Consider the following 16746-nt stretch of genomic DNA (forward strand, 5'->3'; position numbering starts at 1 on the left):
CATGCAAACTCTACTCAATCATTTGGCCAGTCGCTTGGGCCAGAAGCCTTTCGTTTCCGATAGACAAGGGCATTACCATTTGCACATTGATAACTACAACCTGTTTCTTCGCCAACAGGGAACCGAACTTGTGTTATCCAGCCCGTTAAGCTGGCGCCATAACCCGAAAGATCCGTCATGTACAGAATTACTGAAAACACTATTGCAACAGGTTACACGTTGGGGACGCCACGCTCCCCACGCACTGACCTTGGATGAATCAGAGAATCTTATTCTGGAGGCACGCCTTGACCTTGATAGTTTGGATGCTCAAATACTGGAACAGACGCTAACCATGCACGTCGATCTGCTGGAACAAGTTATGGCTTTATTGTCAGAAACCCAATCTTCCCCTCAATGGAAACAGGTAATATGGCAACCATGAAACAGTTCCAACGGCTGTGCCGTTCCCTACTGTTGTCGTTGAGCATCAGCGGCGTGATGATTCCCTCTGCTTATAGCCAAGATCTGGATTGGTTTCCTACGCCTTATAGCTATTTGGCAAAAGGAGAAAGCTTGCGGGATGTACTGGTTGATTTCGGCGCTAACTATGAAGCCTCAGTGGTTGTCAGTGATAAAGTGACCGATCAAGTTAACGGCCATTTTGAGCAAAACACTCCTCAGGAATTCCTGCAACATTTATCCTCTCTCTATAATCTGGTCTGGTATTACGACGGAAGTGTGCTGTATGTATTCAAAAACAGCGAAATACAATCTCGTCTACTTAAGCTTGAACAAACCAACGCAACGGAACTACAGCAGGCCCTAAAACGTTCAGGTATTTGGGAACCACGCTTTGGCTGGCGTCCTGATCCAGGCAACCAACTGGTTTACATATCAGGCCCGCCCCGTTATCTCGAACTGGTTGATCAAACCGCATCTGCGCTGGAACAGCAATCATTGTTGCGTAGCGAAAAAACCGGCGCCTTGACGGTGGAAATTTTCCCGCTTAAATACGCCTCGGTAGTCGATCGCAAAATTCAATATCGTGATACCAGCATTGAAGCGCCTGGCGTAGCTACCATTCTCTCTCGTCTACTCAGCGATACCAATGTGACCGCTGTCACTGGTGAAGCGTCTTCTTCTATGGGAGGAAGTTACTCAAGCCGTGCGGTTGTACAGGCAGAACCCTCCCTAAACGCCATCATTGTACGGGATAACCCGGAAAGGATGCCCATGTACGCCCATTTGATCAACGTATTGGACAAACCTTCCGCCCGGATTGAAGTCGCCCTTTCCATCGTCGACATCGACGCGAACAACCTTTCAGAACTGGGGGTTGACTGGCAAGTCGGTATCAACACCGGGCCTCGCCATATTATCGATATCACCACTTCCGCCGGGGGAAAAAATGAGGTCAAAGGAAAAGGGGAAAGCCTCGGTTCAGCCGCGTTAGGTAGTCTGGTTGATCGCCGTGGTCTGGATTATCTACTCGCCAGAATAACCTTACTAGAGAGTAAAGGAAGCGCTCAGGTGATTTCCCGACCAACGCTTCTAACGCAGGAAAATACGCAAGCGGTCATTGACAACAATGAAACCTACTACGTGAAAGTGAAAGGTGAACGGGTTGCTGAACTTAAAAGCCTGACCTATGGCACGATGCTACGCATGATCCCCAGAGTCATCCAAATAGGAGATTCTGCTGAAATCAGTTTAGACCTGCATATTGAGGATGGTAATCAGAAACCTAATAGCTCAGGCCAGGATGGTATCCCGACTATCAGCCGAACCGTTGTCGATACCGTTGCCAGAGTTGGACATGGGCAAAGTCTGCTGATCGGCGGCATCTACCGCGACGAAATGAGTCAAATAACACGTAAAGTGCCATTTTTAGGCGATATCCCCTATTTGGGCGTCTTGTTTCGCAATACCAGTGAGCAAGTTCGGCGATCAGTACGGCTATTCATTATTGAACCACGTCTGATTGATAGTGGAATAGCCCATTATCTGGCTCTTGGCAACGGGCAAGATCTACGTCCTGGATTACTGGCGACACAAGATATCTCTAATCATAGCTTATCGTTGAGTAAAGCTCTGGGGAGTGCGCAATGCCAGCCACTATCCTCGGCCCGTCAAGTACAAGAAACACTACGGCAAGCAGGTAAAAGCTCATTTTTAGACTCATGCCGAATGGGTAAAACTTATGGATGGCGAGTCATTGAACAACAATGTTCACTGAAAGAAACCTGGTGTGTTCGTGTGCAAAATAAGGCGAACAGATGAGTTGGAAAATTCGCTTTTACCGCGGACTGAATAAAAGTATTGAGGTCAATTTAGCTGAGGGGCGTTTAGCCATCGGCTCAGACCCCCTACAAGCAGATATCGTTCTGGTGGATGAAGATATTGCTCCTGTGCATCTGATCTTAGAAGTCGAACCAGACTCAATTCGCCTGTTGGAATGGGCCGGTGAAGTCGCACCAAGTCAGAATGGCGAACCGCTATCATCGGGCGCCACATTGCAAGCGTTAACTCGTCAGGAGGCAGGCCCGTTATTGTGGGCCTTTTGTGACCAACAACATACATTCCCAAACCAACTCGCTGAACCGACGGTCACGCCACGCCAGCGCCCTGCCCGCCAAAATCGTAGCCGGGTAGCGGGTGGAATGTTGATACTGTGCTTGGTACTGGCGCTTGGTCTCTTGATGCTGCTTGGACATGAAGGATGGCAAAGAAGCAACATGTCCAACGGTATGGCCGAGCAAGAGCTACGCCGTTTTCTCAATGGCGATTCAGCCTATCGTCATGTAAGTGTACAAATGATGCCCAATAACGAGCCGCTATTGCTCAAAGGTTATGTAAACCTCAATCAACAACGACTGGCGCTGCAACAGTATCTTGATGCTCACTCTCTCAGTTATCGGCTGGAATTACGCACTATGGAAGAATTGCGTCAAGGGGTGGATTTCATTTTACAAAAACTAGGTTATACCCAAGTGCAGAGCAGCAATGGCAAACAAACCGGCTGGATTCGCCTTATGGGCGAAGTCACTGATACCAGCCAGCAATGGAACGATATTGAACCACTGCTCAAACGTGATGTTCCGGGCTTACTGGGCATAGAAAACAAGACGAAGTTCACGGGTAATCACCTCAAGCGACTGGATATGCTGTTAGCTAAACATGATTTACCCAACACGCTGACCTACAAAGATAAAAATGATCGTATCGAGTTCACAGGTCAACTGGATGAACACCAAGCTCACAATTTCCAACGCTTACAGCAAGTATTTAAACAAGAGTTCGGCAACCAGCCAGCACTGGTATTACTGAATAATAAGCGGCTCACCCGCAATGATGAACTAAATTTCGATGTCCGGGCAGTTTCCCTCGGGCGTATACCCTATGTGGTACTCAAAAATAACCTGCGTTATCCCGTCGGAGCAACAACAGAAAATGGCTTGAGAATCGAGGCCATCCGCCAAGATGCGATTGTTATTACCAAGGGCGAGCAGCAATTTATTATCAAACTCAACAGGAGCCCGGTTTTATGATGACATCCCTGGAGGCACGACTGTTTGGCGCCGATCCCACTTATGTCAACGAAATGCAACTTCGCCTCTCTCAGGCGCTGAACGATATTAAACAACGCCTGAGACGTGGCGGTTCGGTACAAGAATACCAACAATGGCAACTGGAGGCTGACGCCATCCAAGCCGCAATCACAATACTTAACACAACAGAAGGAGACCATCATGGCTAAAACTTTTACTGCCGCAGCAGCACCAAACGCTAATGTACTCGATAGGGTTGCTGAACAGTTGACTACACAAGCCAATACAGCTGAGACAGATGTCAGTGCCGCCATTACAGAACTCGGCAAAGGTGCTGATAACCCCGCCTTGCTAGCTGATTTACAACACAAAATCAACAAATGGTCAGTTATCTACAACATTAACTCTACTGTCACCCGATCCATGAAAGATCTGATGCAGAGTATATTACAGAAGATCTAATCATGACACGTTCACTCAAAGGGCTACTGGCTGATATCGCTCTGGTTGGAAGCGGTCATCACTGCCATGACGAAGCCAATATTATTGCTGACTGGCTGATATCAAGCGAGGAAGGGCAAGAAGCAGCAAACCTGATTCGACTCTCTTCTTTGACAAACCAAGGCCAATATCAACAGGCTCTGGATTTTGGTCGGGACCTTCCCTGGCCTAGTTTGGAACCTTGGTTAGCGTTGTGCGAGTGGCGTCTGGGGCTGGCATCAGCTCTGGAAAAAAGACTGACACGAATGGCTGGCAGTGACGATCCACAATTGCTCTCCTTCGTTGACGGCATGCGGGAACAGCTAGCTCATGGATAGGATTGAAGGGCCATCCCATAACATCGTGCCGCAACCAACGGTACAGCCTTCGGTCAGTTCCAGACATCAGCTCAGCTTTGAGCAAGCACTGGAAACCACGCCGGATCAGCAAATGCTGAAAGAGCGCCAACAACGCTGGTTACAGGGAGAATCGCTGGAAAACGTTTTAGGCGATTTTGATCCAGCGACACAGCGCCAAGTGACATGGCAGTGGTATCAGGCTTTATCGCCTGATAAACAGCCCGCCCAACGTGCTCAGTTAGAAGACAAGCTGATCGCTCCGGTACAAGAGCGGCTATGGTCACAGTTTGGCGGCCTGACATTGCCCGTCAATCCGCCACTGGATATGCCAGAACTGAGAGCGATTGTTCGTGAATTCTCCCCCACAGGCCGACAACAGGAGACGGTGCTCCTCAAGATACTCGGCAAGATTGAGACTATTCCGGGCAATGAGTACCTGAGTGATCTTATCCGGCAAGAGTTGAAAACACTGATCCCCCGTAACGGTATGGTGGATAACCTGATACGAAACTCACACAAACTCGACTTGGAAGAATAATGGACCAACCACAACCCAGTGAAACAGGGATAGACAACCTAAATAAACTCAACCTACCTCAAATTTGGAGGAACAATGGATCTACCACAGATAAGTGAGACACTGATCACCAGCCTGGATGAACTCAACACACCGCAGGCCAGTGCCGAAAATATTGCGAGTTTTGAACACGCTATGTCCAATCAAGAGCAGGGGATTGAAAACAATCTGATCAGTGAATTAGGTCAGCTCAGACAACAATTCACTCAGGCCAAACAGGAGCTGGAAGCGCAACTAGCCGTGCCCGGTAGCGACCCTAACAGCCTGATGCAAATGCAGTGGTCTCTGATGCGAATCACCCTGCAAGAAGAGCTCATTGCCAAAACGGTAGGACGGCTCAATCAAAACATTGAAACCTTAATGAAAGCCCAGTGAGGAGCTGTGAAGAAACCCTATATAATCTGCGTTATGCTCGCTGTCCTGATGCTAACTGGCTGTAAAATCGAACTCTACACCGGCGTCAGCCAAAAAGAAGGCAACGAAATGTTAGCCTTGCTCAGGGAAGCGGGCATTTCCTCTGATAAGCAGCCAGACAAAGATGGCAATATCAAGCTGTTAGTCGAAGAGTCTGATGTGGCGCAAGCGGTTGAAGTGCTCAAACGTAAAGGATATCCACGGGAGAACTTCTCCTCGTTACAAGATGTCTTCCCCAAGGACGGCCTTATCTCCTCACCAATAGAAGAGCGGGCGCGGCTCAACTTCGCCAAAGCGCAGGAGATTGCCCGAACACTTTCTGAGATCGATGGCGTACTGGTAGCACGGGTACACGTTGTTTTACCCGAGGAGCAAGACAGACTGGGTAAAAAGCTATCTCCAGCTTCTTCTTCGGTGTTTATCAAACACGCGGCGGACGTGCAACTCGACACTTACATTCCTCAAATCAAGCAACTGGTTAATAACAGCATTGAAGGGCTGAGTTATGATCGGATCAGCGTCGTATTAGTGCCCGCAGCGGGCGTACGTCAGGTACCGTTGGCGCCACGCTACTCCACGCTGTTCTCTATCCAAGTGACTGAAGAATCACAGGGGCGTCTGATTGGGCTGTTTGTACTATTATTAGCCTTGTTATTTGTCAGTAATCTGGCGCAATTCCTGTGGCATCGAAGCAGGATGCAATAAATGGTAACCGCATTAACGCCCTATCAGTTTCGGTTTTGCCCTGCCAGCTATACCCATTCTGACCACCTACCATCAGAATGGCTTGCTGTCTTATCTTCCCTGCCTGAGTGGCGAAACTCTCCCAGACTTAATGGGCTATTGCTAACCCAATTTAATATGAATGTGAATTATGAATTGCCAACTGGGTTGGGAAATATCGCCCTGTTAGAACAATCGTGCTTAGAACAACTTCTGACTTGGCTAGGAGCCTTACTTCACGGGCAAGCTATCCGCCATTGCCTGCTGGCGACAGAGCTTCGCCACTTACACGACTCACTAGGAAAAGAGGGGCACCGCTTCTGCTTAAAGTATCTCGACATCATTATCGGCAACTGGCCGACTGGCTGGCAACGCTCGTTACCACTAGTAATCAATGCAAACTATTTTCGTACCAGCGCCTTACAGTTCTGGCTAACAGCGATGGAGCCTCTTCCTATCGATTTCGCTAAACGCTTGAGCCTGCGGCTTCCCCCTTATGAAAACCTCGCAGCCTGGCCTGTCAGCCAGGCAGAACGACCATTGGCACAAGCATTGTGTCTCAAATTGGCTAAGCAAGTGAACACAGAATGTTACCATTTATTAAAATAACAACAGAGCATCTTCAACTGGCCCCTGAGCTCCAGATACTGCGTAAAGCGGACTATCAGACCTGCCTTAGCGCCAAATCTCTGCTCGATGCAGCCCGGATGCAGGCACAAGAAATTGAACGTGACGCGCAGGCGGTGTATGAACAACAAAAAGAGCTAGGCTGGCAAGCAGGTATTGATGCCGCCCGCGCAGAACAAGCTACCCTGATTCATCAAACTCAGTTGCAATGCCAGCAATATTACCGGCAGGTGGAGCAACAAATGAGCAATGTAGTCTTGCAGGCTGTACGTAAAATCCTAAAGAATTATGACCAAGTTTCCCTCACCTTACAGGTAGTTCGTGAAGCCCTGTCATTAGTCAGCAACCAAAAACAGGTTATTTTACGCGTTAATCCTGAACAGGCCGCAGCAGTTCGCGAACAAATATCACGGGTACACAAAGATTTCCCTGAAATCGGCTACTTAGAGATCACCGCTGATGAGCGTCTCGATCAAGGAGGCTGTATTTTGGAAACAGAAGTCGGGATCATTGACGCCAGTTTGGATAGCCAATTAGAAGCGCTGATGTCTGCCATCAATAACCAGTGGCAAAATTGACGACCTTATCCGCTTCAAAGAGATAACCGGTTTTCGACGGAAAGTGAAAATTTCTTCTGCCGTTATTAATATTCTCTATTTCGACAAAACATTATGATTCACTCTATCTGATATCCAAGCGCATATGCGTATCCCTTGGAATAATTACAAAAGAAACCACTAAAAGACAGAGAATCAGAATAAAATACTATTCTGGCACCATGCAAAAAACCCGCCATTAAAGCGGGTTTTTACTTATTAACGACTTTAACTACTCAGGATATTACCTTCATCGCTATCGTAAAGTCGCTAATAGACTTAAGCAGTTAAATTAAGATAACACGACAACATTTACTGCGGATGGGCCTTTTGCACCATTCTCAATAGAGAATGAAACTTCCTGACCTTCTTCCAATGTTTTGAAATTATTACTCTGAATTGCAGAATAATGAACAAAAACATCTTTGCTACCATCTTTTGGCGAAATAAAGCCAAAACCTTTATCGTTGTTAAACCATTTTACTGAACCAGTCATTGCATTAGACATAGAATTTTCCTTTAATTTTTAAGTTGCCACAAGGCGTTATGAGGTCTGTTTTTCAGTTTTACTTATGGGTACTATTTACGGGTACTAATTAGAAGGAATTCGCAATGAAGTGGTATCAGGGATAACGCTAAATGGTGAACTGCTTTAACTTTAATACTTTTCATAAAAAACTTTCATAAATAGGTCTGTACTTCCAAACCAGTGACGCTATTAAATCACATTGTTCGGTTGTTAGCAAATCTTAATTTCATTTATTTTTTCCTACTGGTCTTTACCTTGTTCCTAAATTGCTGCTTTATTCATATTGCACAGCTTTACCATAGCCATAACTAACTAATTATAAAAGTTTTTATCCACAATCCCTATTTGCCGAGATTACAGCACTGAGTTTGAATCTACAATTTTCCCCTAACGCTCGAATCAGGCTACAATCCGTAGCCTAAAATTAGTGAAAATAAAATTAACATCTTCCCATCTTTAAACGACCATTGCAGTTCATGATCTCTGATACCTTAAAATACGGGAAATACTCAGTACCGTTATCGATAAATCCTCCATTATCAGTACGACATTGTGATGTAATAGCGCAAGTCTCATCTCCTTGCTTCCATAATCAATACATCACAAGACTGGGAAGCACGAGACATACTTCACTGCGCCATACACTCTTGATCAGTTAGTTCAATAGGTTTATCGGCTCCACTGCCTGCGTTTGCGGCAGACGCAATCCCGAGAAGCAATGCCCTTAACATAAACTTCTTCATATTTATATACCCGTCATCTTTCAAGTTGCCTCTTTGTTGGCTGCACTCACTCACCCCAGTCACATAGTTATCTATGCTCCCGGGGATTCGCTCCTTTGCCGCCGCGATGCATCTTGAAATCCATAGGGTATATATCCTTTAAGAATCATTCAATTATCGTATAATAGTGTTAACTAATTGAAATTAATTTTCATAGCTATTTTAGGTATGTAAATATCTTTCTTAAATAATATTTAATTTCTGAATAAAATAATCAATATTCTTTAGTGAATCGGAGAGCTTCATATATCCACATTAAAAAAGCAGTCCATCTTCCACATTATTACAAGTCAATTGGAATATAATATGAAAAAACCGCATATTGATTTCAAATGGTTATCATTAGAATGATATTATTAACTCTACAAGATTCTAGTGAGTTAAATATGGTTTTTTATTCATCAAGCATTAATTAGACAAAACAACATGGATAAATACCTAACATACAGCCATTAAATCAAACCTGAATTAAATAAATTCACTACAATAGTTATATGCTTTAAATAATGCAAATCGTGATGGAATAATATGGACAAAAATAAATATTATGACAATGCATTTAAAATTATATCCATGATATTACTGTAAAACTGGATAAATATTCCAACATCTCTACAAGTGTTAGATAACTTCAGGCTACAATCCGTAGCCTGAAATTAATGAAAATAAGGTTAACATCCATCTATCTTTAAGTAACCATTGCAGTTCGAGAGCTGTGACATATTAGTATAAGGATAAATTTTATAGTTATTAATAAGTTTTCCATTAAGAGCTCGACATTTTGCTGAAACAGTGCAAGAACGCTCTCCGGCTTTCGAGACCGATGCACTACAAGATTGGGCAGCACTAGATACATTCCATTTTGCAATACAATCCTGAGTAGTAATTGGAATAGTCGGCGAAGCAGACTTATCATCTCCACTACTTGCGTTTGCGGCAGACGCAAATCCTAGAAGCAATGCGACTAATATAAACTTCTTCATATATGTATCCTTAGAGAATCATGCATTTCTCATATAACGGATATTGCCAACATATATTATTATTAGCTAATTGAAATTACTTTTCATAGCTATTTTAGACATGTTAATGTTTTTCTTAAATAATATTTGATTTCTGAATAGAATCATAGGACAAATATTCTTTAGTGGATGAGAGAATGTCATACACCCACAATAAAAAAATAGTCCATTCACCACATGATTACAAGTCAATTGGAATATGATATGAAAAAAAATATATATTGATTTCAAATAATTATTATTAGATGTGATATCATTTATCCTGCAAGATTATAATAAATCAAATATGGATTTCCACTAACTAAGCACTAATTAGACAGATCAATATAGATAAATGCTGGATAAACAGCGCTTAAATTAAACCTCAACCAAATCAATTCACTATAATATTGATATGCTTTAAATAATGCAAATCGCTATGGAAAAACACTGACAAAAAGAAATATTATGACAATAAATTGGAAGTTACATCTATGATATTACTTTAAAACTGGATAAACATTTCAATATCTCCACAAGCGTCAGGTAATAACAAAGTAATAATTAAAGATACGCTATAAGAGAAAGATGGAATAATGTTAATAATTGATTCCAGCGTTAAACAGTAACCCAATTACAACAAAATATATTTTCAGGTAAACTCTTCGACTGTAGAGGAAATTGAACCATTCAATGTAACTGCATTTATCTTAAATAGAAAATAAATTGAGAAAATATACAATAATCTCATTCAATACCTTGAAACCCCCTCACTTTGAACTATATTTATTTTAACTATGTTTAATTATGAAAAAAATATTCATCCTTATGAGGGGTTAAAAATGAGTACAGTCTTTGAATGGGACCCAAATAATTCTCAGGTATATACCAAAAATTATGGAACTGGATCTATTACTCTTTCATCTACTCAGTCAGATTCATTCGATAAATTAGGTGGCGCTAATTTCACAATGAACGCTGAAAGTGAAACATTAACACTACAAAATGATTCCGATAATATACCTATTTATTGGCCAGAATTTAATCGCCACAATGACGGAAAAATGACTGATAGCGGCAAAGGATTAGATATAAATGTATCTGCTGGAACATTATTAGTAGACTATCGGCTAAATGATCAAAACCATACAGTTGATAGAAGCCAGACAGTTGCTTATTTAGGGTGCTCTGAAAGCGCTAATTTTATTCTTAAAAATTCAGGCTCCTTAAGCATCAAAAATCCAGGAACTGTATTTATGTTTATAGATTATGTCGTTTCCAATAAACCACCAAAACTCATAATGTCAGGAAAAAGTAAATTTGAAATAAGACAAACAACAAAAATAGAAGATGATGTTCCGGCTTTTATATTTCTAGCTAGTGAAATTTCTCTAAGTGAATCATCTAAGCTCACTTTTGAAAGTAGCAACCTCTACCTTGGAGATGGAAACTTTAATTACTGCAATATCAGCATACAAGATAAATCGACAGTGACCTTGATTAATAATGGCATAATGCAAAAAAATGACATAGAAAAAAACAAGACATGGTTCAAACTTAAATCAGGTTCTCCTTCACTAAACCTAGAATCTTTCGATGGTATCCATTTCCCACTCTACCTTGACAACGTAGAATATCCAGAAGGTCTATTTAATTTCATTACTACAGAAGGCAAGAATGAAGGGAAAATTATGATTGAATTCTCACAACAAAATCCCAATAATAAAAAGGACAATGTAAATAAGATATTTGATAGAAAACTAATAGCTATCAACAATAAAATAATTCCAAAAGAAAAACACGAAGATTATTTTGATATTAGTTATAAAACAGACCAATTCAAAAATAATCATAAATTTATGACTATAACAATATCACTTAAAGATCAACACCAATTACATCAGAAAGTAAATATTTAGCAGTTTAAAATTAATTTTACTCTTTGTGGTACGATATCGAATAAGGTAATGTACCACTTAACATCGATATAAATCAGCTATTATTTAATCATGGTAAACTATAAAATACATACTTTATAAATGATATCTAATGTGGAAATTTCCTCATAAAACCCAGAATTAAACAATTTTATATTTCAACAATATATTTAACATGAATTAACAAAACCGAAAAATATCGAGTTATCACTTCACAAACAGTCATCACAAATACTCTGTGTTGTTATATTCAGTAATTTCTTAAAATGGTAAGAATATCCATGAAAAAAATTCCATGCTAATGAAAATACAAACACAGTAATATTATACATATTTGTCAAGCTACACATTACTTCCCTAATATAAAAAAATATACAATGCCTTATATTAAAATAAAAAAGTAAGGCCACATCGGAGTGTAGCCTTAAACCTAGAATTAAAAACCAGTTAACTCGTCAGCAATCACATCTCTTTTCATTTATAACCTTGCAAAAGCTTATTCGAGTTTATAACCAGTTTATAATATATCAAGAACACAATTAATCTGTAAAAATTCCACTTTAAAAACCGAGCTATCTTGTGTTAGTACAGTCTCATTTGAACAGTATTCAAATCTCCTGGAACCGTACATATAACTTTCAGAGATTTATATCCTCCACCTTTACTATTGCCCATAACCTCTCTTGACGCTTTATAATTAGGGTTATCACCAACAAAATACTTAATAATTCCATCAGGAGTCCTTGCATCTTGGAACAACCAAATATTTCCAATATGATCCCAAAATGATGTCATAACATTAAACCGAAGTGGCTTAATAATGTTATAATCAGTATTTGGTCCTATCACTGGAGCATATATATATTGACCCGATAATGTCTGATCTGGCATGATCAGATACGATTGCATCAAACTTCCTCCAGATAAATCTATATCATCATTGTTACCTATGTAATTACTAATATTCCAAATAACTGTAGTGATTTGATAGTCAAGGAGCTTTTCTAATTCTATGATATATTCTTTTTCTTCTTTCATTTCACTCACCTATAATATTAATAAATTAAAATTATGACAATATTTTGAATAACATTCGCATTCATAAATCCAATATAAATTACAAATTAATTAAATTGATGAACTAACTTCTGTTGGCCTCCTTAATTTTAAAGTGGGTTTTTGACGGAAAACTTTATTTATCATTCCAAGAAGGCATTACTATTTTTATTTATCATGTTACGTTGTTAATTAAATATAGACAAAGTTTCATTCCTTTCCACTAAATTTTAAAATAATTTTATGGCATCTTATCCATTTTCATGATGAAACATTAAAAACCACAAAATCATTTATCCAAAAAAATAAAATCAGATAATTATTTCTCTATTAATGCCAATAAACAATATAAAACAGAATAATATTATGCTTATACTTATTATTATTTCATAATAAAATTAACCACTTTAAAAATCATCACATTCAGGTGTGTTCTCAATTAACTTTATAATTATTTCAGTATTTACAATGCATTATAGTATTTTGCACATATTTCCCCAACAAGATCCTCGTCAGAGGATTACTTCATTTGACAATCGATAATAAAGTGTACGGAAATTAGAAATTTTCTTTTTTGAGATTTAAATCACATATAGGCAAACCGATTAGTTCAATAAGATACCTTAATTTTCTATACGACAAGAAATAAGGTAATAACAGGCTATTAAAACACGCCGACAAACTCACTTATCATCGACTTACCCAACAAAACAGACACAACAAATAGATCAAATTTCCAACAAAAATATCTGACTACTCACAGAGAGTAAAATTCTCAGATTGAAACTAATATCGTCTTCCGATTATACATAATATGTATTGATTACATCAGTGCCCCACCAAACATAACTATCCTGACACAGGATTTTCACCTACCGTTATTTTTTCAATCACAAAGAATTTCTTATAAACTTAAACAACTCTTTTCACCAATTATGCTCAATCAAATTTGTACTTAAACAGCATTATTCGGTTAGAAAGTAGTAATAAACTATTCTCCCATAATATCATTCCTTACATAAACAAACCGTTGAAAAGGCTCTATCAAAAACAGGAAAAAATGCTGATATCAGGTTCCATTGATCAGCAACAAAATCACAATAAATAGGCTGAAAGTATCTTGAAACTCACTTATTTTGAACTATATTTATATTAATCTACATTTAATAATGAAATAATATTAACTCAAAAAAGGGTAAAATTAATGAGCGAGAAATTTATCTGGGTCCCTGATGAAGATCAATCATACGGTCATCAACACGGCAGTCAAACTATTACTCCATCAAGCTCTTTCGATAAAAACATTGGTTTCACCTTCAAAATGGACGCTGGAGAAAATACATTAACACTGAATACTGATAACACAAATAGCATTAAAGCATACGATATTCATTGGCCCAGACCATCAATTCCAGTTGAACTTAAAGAACAATATGAAGCAGTACATAAGGCAGAAAATACAGATAAAATTTTAGGCGAAACAATAAACATCTCCTCAGGAAATCTTATAATATTAGGAAGTCAAAAAAAACCTGTTAATTTTTATCTTAATTCTCAAGCTCAAGATAGATATAGAATAAAATTACAAAACTCAAGTACCCTTGCAATAGCAAAGGCAAACACGGTAAGAATTAGCAGTCCCAAAAATAAAACACTAAAACCAGAAGAATCAGCAGTAGCTATGTCAGGATCAAGTCACCTTACTGTAGAAGCTGTAGAAATACAGCAAGAAAATGAAGTGATAAAAGGTAATATTTCATTAGAATGTGATTTCTTTATCTCAGAATCCTCTAAAACCATGCTTAAAAGTCCTTCGATCGATATATATAATAGCAATATTATCTTACAAGATAATGCACAGATGTTAATAAATTCTCAAATATTAAACATAAGAACTGATTTAGATGAACAAGATCAACCTTTATTCTACACAAATTTCACTCTAAAAGCCGGAGCGACTTTATTAAATCTTAACTCTCCAAATGGCACCGACTTTCCATTAGATATTCACAGAGAAGATTACCCTAAAGGTGTATTCAATTTCATGGCCGAAGGAAAAGAGAACACAGGAAAAGTCGTCATTGATGTTGCAGCAAAAGATGCTAATGCCTATGGGCTTAATACCATGCTTCGTAAAAATTTCACAGCAATTAATGGAACGGTGGTAGAAACCGGAGACCAGATGAGATATTTTGATTTTAGTTATGGAAAAGATACCCGCAACGGTAATCAAGTCGGAACAATAACTATTTCTCTTAGAAACCCTCACCTAAAATTATCTTAACAAATAGATCCAAGGCACAGCATAGAATACAATGCTGTGCCTCCCGGTATTAACAGATCATCCCTACTCTATACACCTATAAGGCTAAAGTGAGTCAAACCCATTAGAAGCCCCTCACACTTACCCATTTTCCCCCTTGCCCTCATTCGGCAACGCTTTCTATACTTCCAATTACCGCCTTTCCCCTTATCCTGAACGGCGAGGTTTCTCGGAGGCTAATTGATGAAGCAGGGAATCAATCAACAACACCAAGCCCTATCCGACAACCACGGTTGGGATCGGATCTTGACTAACAGCCCCAAAATGATGGCGTTGTGCTGCGATACAGTGAACGTTGGCGAAATGCCCCTTACCCTACAGGCCAAACTGTACCGCCTTAACGCTATTCATCTTTCTCCCCTCCTAGAACATCCTAAAGATATTACTTTACTGGCATATTCATTGCCTTACGGACATGCGCCTATGTCAAACATATCCTATATAGGGAATAGATATGAAAAATAAACTCATTAGCACACAACAAGCTATAGCGCATTTCCATGATGGAATGACGATCATGGTAGGCGGTTTTATGGGTGTAGGCACACCTCCCCACCTAATCACCACGTTACTGAGCTCTGGTGTAAAAAATCTGACCCTGATTGTTAACGATACGGGTCGTATCGACACCGGTATTGGTCCTCTTGTGGTTAATAACCGAGTGAAAAAAGTCATTACCTCACATATTGGCACTAATCCGGAAACCGGACGCAAAATGCTTGCTGGAGAAATAGAGGTGGAACTGGTTCCTTTGGGTACGTTGATCGAACGTATTCGCTGCGGAGGAGCCGGTCTGGGCGGATTCCTCACCCCAACCGGGGTAGGTACCGTTGTAGAAGAAGGAAAACAAAAAATCACCGTCAATGGAACAGACTATTTGCTGGAGCTCCCGCTACGCGCCGATCTCGCGTTGATTCAAGCTCATCTTGCTGACTCTCACGGTAATCTGACCTACCAGTTAAGCGCCCGAAATTTTAACCCAGTGATCGCTCTGGCGGCGGATATCACAATTGCTGAACCCGATAGGCTGGTTGAGGTCGGTGAGATTACACCAGACTGTGTGATAACACCTGGCGCATTGATCGACTACATCGTTTATCCAAGGGGGAACTCATAATGAATGCTCGACAAATTATTGCCCACCGTGTCGCACTCGAATTACAAGATGGCGATATTGTTAATCTTGGCATCGGCATTCCCACGCAAGTCCCGAACTATCTGCCGGATCACATTCATATTACTCTCCAGTCAGAAAACGGCATACTTGGCCTTGGGCCGATTACAGAAGAACATCCTAATCTGGTCAACGCTGGCGGAAAACCCTGTGGTATCCTGCCCGGCGCCGCCATATTCGACAGCGCCCTCTCTTTTGCTCTGATCCGAGGTGGTCACATAAATGTTTGTGTTCTGGGTGGTCTGCAAGTTGACCAGCATGCCAACCTAGCTAGTTGGATGATACCGGGGAAAATGGTGCTTGGTATGGGAGGAGCAATGGATCTTGTCACCGGCGCACGCAAAGTCATTATTGCAATGAAACATTGCACCAAAGACAGTTCAGCAAAAATCCTCAAACAGTGTACTTTGCCGCTTACCGCCATCAATAAAGTCAGCATGATTGTCACTGAATTAGCTGTCTTCTGCTTTGAACAGGACCAGTTAATCCTGAAAGAACATGCGCCAAATGTCACATTAGAGACTCTGCGAGAAAAAACTGAAGCAGAATTTAGTATCGCACATGACCTCAAAGTCATGCCTGTACCGAAGGATTGTGTATGATTAGCGATATCTGACTGGTTTTATCCACGCTATTTC

19 protein-coding genes are annotated in these 16746 nt (G+C 40.4%); 16 read left to right on the plus strand and 3 right to left on the minus strand.

What is annotated here, in order from left to right; genetic code table 11:
- Position 1 precedes the first annotated feature (1 nt).
- The 11 genes from Phpb_RS03905 to Phpb_RS03955 all read left to right on the plus strand — a co-directional run bounded on the left by Phpb_RS03905 (position 2) and on the right by Phpb_RS03955 (position 7288).
- Positions 2-424, plus strand: a complete 423-nt coding sequence (locus tag Phpb_RS03905) for a YscB family type III secretion system chaperone (protein ID WP_065389244.1) — start codon at positions 2-4, stop codon at positions 422-424.
- Positions 412-2262 carry a type III secretion system outer membrane ring subunit SctC gene (sctC, locus tag Phpb_RS03910; protein ID WP_065389245.1) on the plus strand — a complete coding sequence of 617 codons (1851 nt, stop codon included), beginning with the start codon at positions 412-414 and terminating at the stop codon, positions 2260-2262. The genes Phpb_RS03905 and sctC overlap by 13 nt, the downstream gene beginning before the upstream one ends.
- Positions 2259-3530 carry a type III secretion system inner membrane ring subunit SctD gene (gene sctD, locus Phpb_RS03915; RefSeq protein WP_065389246.1) on the plus strand — a complete coding sequence of 424 codons (1272 nt, stop codon included), beginning with the start codon at positions 2259-2261 and terminating at the stop codon, positions 3528-3530. Before sctC ends, sctD begins: the two co-directional genes overlap by 4 nt.
- Complete coding sequence (locus Phpb_RS03920) at positions 3527-3739, plus strand: EscE/YscE/SsaE family type III secretion system needle protein co-chaperone (protein ID WP_065389247.1); 213 nt, start codon at positions 3527-3529, stop codon at positions 3737-3739. Before sctD ends, Phpb_RS03920 begins: the two co-directional genes overlap by 4 nt.
- The gene (gene sctF, locus Phpb_RS03925) at positions 3732-3992 is read left to right on the plus strand and encodes a type III secretion system needle filament subunit SctF (protein WP_046395158.1); all 261 of its coding nucleotides are present in this window, start codon (positions 3732-3734) and stop codon (positions 3990-3992) included. Before Phpb_RS03920 ends, sctF begins: the two co-directional genes overlap by 8 nt.
- A gap of 2 nt (positions 3993-3994) precedes the next feature.
- Complete coding sequence (locus Phpb_RS03930) at positions 3995-4348, plus strand: YscG family type III secretion system chaperone (protein WP_082302523.1); 354 nt, start codon at positions 3995-3997, stop codon at positions 4346-4348.
- Positions 4341-4907 (plus strand): YopR family T3SS polymerization control protein, encoded by a 567-nt coding sequence (locus tag Phpb_RS03935; protein WP_065389249.1) that lies wholly within the window; start codon positions 4341-4343, stop codon positions 4905-4907. The genes Phpb_RS03930 and Phpb_RS03935 overlap by 8 nt, the downstream gene beginning before the upstream one ends.
- Positions 4908-4982: 75 nt before the next feature.
- Positions 4983-5321, plus strand: a complete 339-nt coding sequence (gene sctI / locus Phpb_RS03940; protein WP_065389250.1) for a type III secretion system inner rod subunit SctI — start codon at positions 4983-4985, stop codon at positions 5319-5321.
- A 6-nt stretch (positions 5322-5327) separates the two neighbouring features.
- Positions 5328-6065 (plus strand): type III secretion system inner membrane ring lipoprotein SctJ, encoded by a 738-nt coding sequence (gene sctJ, locus Phpb_RS03945; RefSeq protein WP_276204237.1) that lies wholly within the window; start codon positions 5328-5330, stop codon positions 6063-6065.
- Positions 6066-6692 carry a Yop proteins translocation protein K gene (locus Phpb_RS03950; RefSeq protein WP_065389252.1) on the plus strand — a complete coding sequence of 209 codons (627 nt, stop codon included), beginning with the start codon at positions 6066-6068 and terminating at the stop codon, positions 6690-6692.
- Positions 6671-7288 (plus strand): HrpE/YscL family type III secretion apparatus protein, encoded by a 618-nt coding sequence (locus Phpb_RS03955; RefSeq protein ID WP_065389253.1) that lies wholly within the window; start codon positions 6671-6673, stop codon positions 7286-7288. The genes Phpb_RS03950 and Phpb_RS03955 overlap by 22 nt, the downstream gene beginning before the upstream one ends.
- Positions 7289-7598: 310 nt before the next feature.
- On the opposite strand, the gene cspE is transcribed toward Phpb_RS03955, so the two are convergent.
- Together cspE and Phpb_RS03965 are read right to left on the minus strand one after the other, a co-directional pair.
- Entirely contained in the window at positions 7599-7814 is a 216-nt protein-coding gene (gene cspE / locus Phpb_RS03960; protein ID WP_065389254.1) for a transcription antiterminator/RNA stability regulator CspE, read from the minus strand.
- A gap of 1474 nt (positions 7815-9288) precedes the next feature.
- The gene (locus tag Phpb_RS03965) at positions 9289-9600 is read right to left on the minus strand and encodes a hypothetical protein (RefSeq protein ID WP_065389255.1); all 312 of its coding nucleotides are present in this window, start codon (positions 9598-9600) and stop codon (positions 9289-9291) included.
- Positions 9601-10460: 860 nt separating this feature from the next.
- Here Phpb_RS03965 and Phpb_RS03970 point away from each other — a divergent pair.
- Entirely contained in the window at positions 10461-11537 is a 1077-nt protein-coding gene (locus tag Phpb_RS03970; protein WP_065389256.1) for a hypothetical protein, read from the plus strand.
- A gap of 600 nt (positions 11538-12137) precedes the next feature.
- Here Phpb_RS03970 and Phpb_RS03975 read toward each other — a convergent pair.
- A complete protein-coding gene (locus Phpb_RS03975) occupies positions 12138-12593 on the minus strand; it encodes a hypothetical protein (RefSeq protein ID WP_065389257.1) in 456 nt (151 codons plus the stop codon).
- 1222 nt (positions 12594-13815) lie between these two features.
- Here Phpb_RS03975 and Phpb_RS03980 point away from each other — a divergent pair.
- From Phpb_RS03980 to Phpb_RS03995, 4 genes are all read left to right on the plus strand, one after another.
- Complete coding sequence (locus Phpb_RS03980; protein WP_065389258.1) at positions 13816-14895, plus strand: hypothetical protein; 1080 nt, start codon at positions 13816-13818, stop codon at positions 14893-14895.
- A 222-nt stretch (positions 14896-15117) separates the two neighbouring features.
- The gene (locus tag Phpb_RS25860; RefSeq protein ID WP_065389259.1) at positions 15118-15399 is read left to right on the plus strand and encodes a hypothetical protein; all 282 of its coding nucleotides are present in this window, start codon (positions 15118-15120) and stop codon (positions 15397-15399) included.
- Positions 15389-16051, plus strand: coding sequence for an acetate CoA-transferase subunit alpha (gene atoD, locus Phpb_RS03990; RefSeq protein WP_065389260.1), 663 nt, complete (start codon positions 15389-15391; stop codon positions 16049-16051). The genes Phpb_RS25860 and atoD overlap by 11 nt, the downstream gene beginning before the upstream one ends.
- Positions 16051-16710, plus strand: coding sequence for a CoA transferase subunit B (locus tag Phpb_RS03995; protein ID WP_065389261.1), 660 nt, complete (start codon positions 16051-16053; stop codon positions 16708-16710). Before atoD ends, Phpb_RS03995 begins: the two co-directional genes overlap by 1 nt.
- The last annotated feature ends 36 nt before the right edge of the window (positions 16711-16746 follow it).

This window comes from Photorhabdus namnaonensis (genome assembly GCF_001684335.1).
Taxonomy (GTDB): Bacteria; Pseudomonadota; Gammaproteobacteria; order Enterobacterales; family Enterobacteriaceae; genus Photorhabdus; species Photorhabdus namnaonensis.